Annotated in this window: 4 protein-coding genes; all 4 read left to right on the forward strand. The window is 71.6% G+C overall.

Annotation, left to right across the window (positions count from 1 at the left end):
• Positions 1–190 precede the first annotated feature (190 nt).
• Complete coding sequence (locus VGR37_18390) at positions 191–919, forward strand: histidine kinase dimerization/phospho-acceptor domain-containing protein (GenBank protein HEV2149378.1); 729 nt, start codon at positions 191–193, stop codon at positions 917–919.
• A gap of 112 nt (positions 920–1,031) precedes the next feature.
• Entirely contained in the window at positions 1,032–2,393 is a 1,362-nt protein-coding gene (locus VGR37_18395; protein ID HEV2149379.1) for a sigma-54 dependent transcriptional regulator, read from the forward strand.
• Between the two features lie 169 nt (positions 2,394–2,562).
• Complete coding sequence (locus VGR37_18400) at positions 2,563–2,961, forward strand: response regulator (protein HEV2149380.1); 399 nt, start codon at positions 2,563–2,565, stop codon at positions 2,959–2,961.
• A gap of 30 nt (positions 2,962–2,991) precedes the next feature.
• Positions 2,992–3,273: YtxH domain-containing protein (locus VGR37_18405; protein HEV2149381.1), on the forward strand; the 282-nt coding region annotated here is incomplete at its 3' end.

A 3,273-nucleotide genomic window follows, 5' to 3' on the forward strand; every position in this document is an offset into this window, starting at 1 on the left:
CCGGGGGGGGGGGGCCCCCCGGCCGCTTTGCTCCCGCGGGAACGAAACCTGCCTCTACCCCGCTGCATGATCCGCCCGGCGGCCGTCGGCGAGGGGAAGCCCCCTTCGCCCCACGGTGCGCGCGCGGGCGCCGAACCTCCCCGGGCTGACGAGCCGGGAGCTTCTTCCGACGCTCCGGGAAGCCGATAACGTGGGCAGCGACACCGAACGTCCCGAAGCGCTGGTCGTGCGGGCCAACAAGCTCGACATCCTGGAGCGGCTCGCCGACGACCTGGCGCACGAGATCAAGAACCCCCTGCACTCCATGGTGATCAACCTGGAGGTGCTGAAGCGCCGCGTGGCCCGGTGGAACACCGACGAGCAGGGCGAGGCGGAGCGCTACATCGGCGTGCTGGGAGCCGAGCTGGAGCGGGTCACCCGCCGCATCGAGCTCCTCCTCCGCCTTTCCCGGCCGGCGCGCAGGGCCGAGCCCGTCACCCTGGACGAGCTGGTGCACGAGCTCAAGGAGCTGATCGAGCTGGAGGGCCGCCGGCACGAGGTGTCGGTCCGCATCGAGCCCGCCGGCCTCCCCGCCCCCGTGAACGTCCCCCGCGAGCAGGTGCGGCAGGTCATCCTGGACATGGTCCTGGAGGTCCTGGACGGGAGCGCGCCGGGCGGAGCGCTGGTGATCCGCACCGCGCGCCTGGACGACCGCGCCGCGGTCTCCGTCTCCGCCCTGGACGGCGACGGCCGCCCGCTCCCCCTGGCCGACGATGCCTCCGCTCCCAGCGGCGGCACCGTGGCACGCCTCCCCGCCGCGCGCGCCATCGCCGGGCTCGTCGGCGGCACCCTGGAGCTGGACGGCGCCCTCCCCTCGCCCCACGACGGGGGAACCGGAGGGGGTGGAGTGGTGTTCACCATTCCGGTGGCGGGCGCCTGAGCCGAGGTGTGTAACCCGTTGGCTCCCATGCGCGATTCAGCTTGACCCCGCGCGCGGGACCCCGCTATCTTTCCCGGTTCGACAAACACAAGACTCTTCCAACAGCGCGGGTATGCAAGCGAAGATCCTGGTCGCGGACGACGAGCGCCACATCGCCGAGGGCCTGCAGATGCTCCTCGGCGAGGAGGGCTACGAGGTCGAGACCGCCACGGACGGGCGGAAGGCGTGGGAGATGATCCAGGAGGGGGGCTACGGCCTGATCCTGGCCGACCTCCGCATGCCCGAGGTGGACGGGCTGGAGCTCTTCGCCCGCATGCGGGACTCCGGGATCGCCAGCGAGGTGATCATCATCACCGGCGCCGCCTCGGTCGATTCCGCCGTGGCCGCCATGCGCGAGGGCGCCTACGACTACCTGGAGAAGCCGCTGAACCTGGAGCGGCTCAAGGCGCTGATCCCGAAGGCGCTGGAGGCGTACCGGGTCAAGCAGGCCAACCGCCTGCTGGAGGAGCGGCTCGCGAACCTGACCCGCTTCGGCGACCTGATCGGACAGTCGGACGAGATGCGCGGCATCTACGGCACCATCGAGGCCGTCGCCCCCGCCAGCGCCAGCGTGCTCATCGTGGGGGAGAGCGGGACCGGCAAGGAGCTGGTGGCCCGCGCCGTCCACGAGAAGTCCAACCGCGCCAAGGGCCCGTTCATCGCCATCAACTGCGGCGCCTTCCCGCGCGAGATCCTGGAGAACGAGCTCTTCGGCCACGAGAAGGGCGCCTTCACCGGGGCCATCAACGAGAAGGCCGGGTGCTTCGAGCTGGCCGACGGCGGGACGCTCTTCCTGGACGAGGTCGCGGAGATGGAGCCCGACATCCAGGTGAAGTTCCTCCGCGCCCTGGAGCAGCGCTCCTTCCGCCGCCTGGGCGGCAAGAAGGAGATCCACGTGGACATCCGCGTGGTCGCGGCCACCAACAAGAACATCAACAAGGCGGTCGAGGAGGGGAAGCTCCGCGAGGACCTGTACCACCGCCTCGCCGTGATCCCGCTCAACCTCCCGCCGCTTCGCGAGCGCCGCGGCGACGTGCGCCTGCTGGCGGAGACGTTCCTGCGCCGCTTCTCGGAGGAGAACGGGAAGCCGCTCAAGGGGTTCGCCCCCGAGGCGCTGGAGTTCATCAACGCCTACCGCTGGCCCGGCAACGTCCGCGAGCTGAAGAACGCGGTGGAGCGCGCGGTGATCTTCGCCCACGGCGACCTGGTCACGCTCCAGGACCTGCGGGCGCATGAGCTGATCGCCGCCGAGGACCGCGAGGTGCGCATCCCCGTGGGGACCTCGGTGGAGCAGGCGGAGCGCACGCTGGTGCTCAAGACCTTCTCCTTCGTGGACGGCGACTACGGGCGCGCCGCCTCCATGCTGGGGATCGAGGAGGAGGACCTCCGCTCCCGTCTCTCCAACCTCATGGGGCTCCACATCGCCGAGGTCTGACCCGGCGGAGCGGCCGCCCCGCGGGGCCGTCCTCGGAGCCGCGTCCCCCGTCCGGGACGCGGCTCCTTCGCGTTCCCGGACCCCCGTACCTGGCATGGCGCTTGCTCCTCCCCCCCGGAGCCGTCCGGGCCATTTGCCCGGGCGCCGCCCACGGGACGAGGTACGCAGTATGGCGGCACGTAGAATCCTGGTTATCGAGGACGAGCAGGGCGCCCGGGATGCGCTCGAGAGCCTGCTCGCGGAGGACGGGTACACCGTCTGCACCGCGGCGACGGGGCGGGGCGCGCTGGAGCGCCTCCGCGACTTCGCCCCGGACACGGTGGTGTGCGACTTCTACCTCCCGGACATAGACGGTCTCCAGGTCATCCGGGAGATCCGGTCCGGGCTGCCCACCGAGGTGACGATCATCGTCATCACGGCCGGCGGCGCGGGCGAAGAGACGGAGAACGCGCTGCGGAGGGAGGCGGACGTCTTCCTCCAGAAGCCCGTGAACCTTTCCAGCTTTCGCCGGATGCTCCAGATTTCCACGCCGGCGCCGCGGCACCGGGAGCTGCAGTCCCATCTCTGAAGCATTCCCATCACCTGAACGGAGCCTGCGATGAGGGACTACGACGACTACCCTCGCATCGTCATCGAGCGTGAGAGCGGGGGGCTGGGGGCGTTCGTCTGGGGCGCGCTGCTGGGCGCCGGCGCGGCGCTCCTGCTGGCGCCGCGCACCGGCGCGGAGACGCAGCGGGAGCTGCGCGAGCGCGCCCGCCGCCTGCGGGAGACCGCCGAGGGGCGGGTGACCGAGGCGCGGGACACCGTCACCGGGGCGGTGGACCGGGCCCGCGGCGAGGTCACCGACCGGATCTCCGCGGTGCGCGACGCGATCGAGACG

This window comes from Longimicrobiaceae bacterium (genome assembly GCA_035936415.1).
Lineage (GTDB): Bacteria > Gemmatimonadota > Gemmatimonadetes > Longimicrobiales > Longimicrobiaceae > JAFAYN01.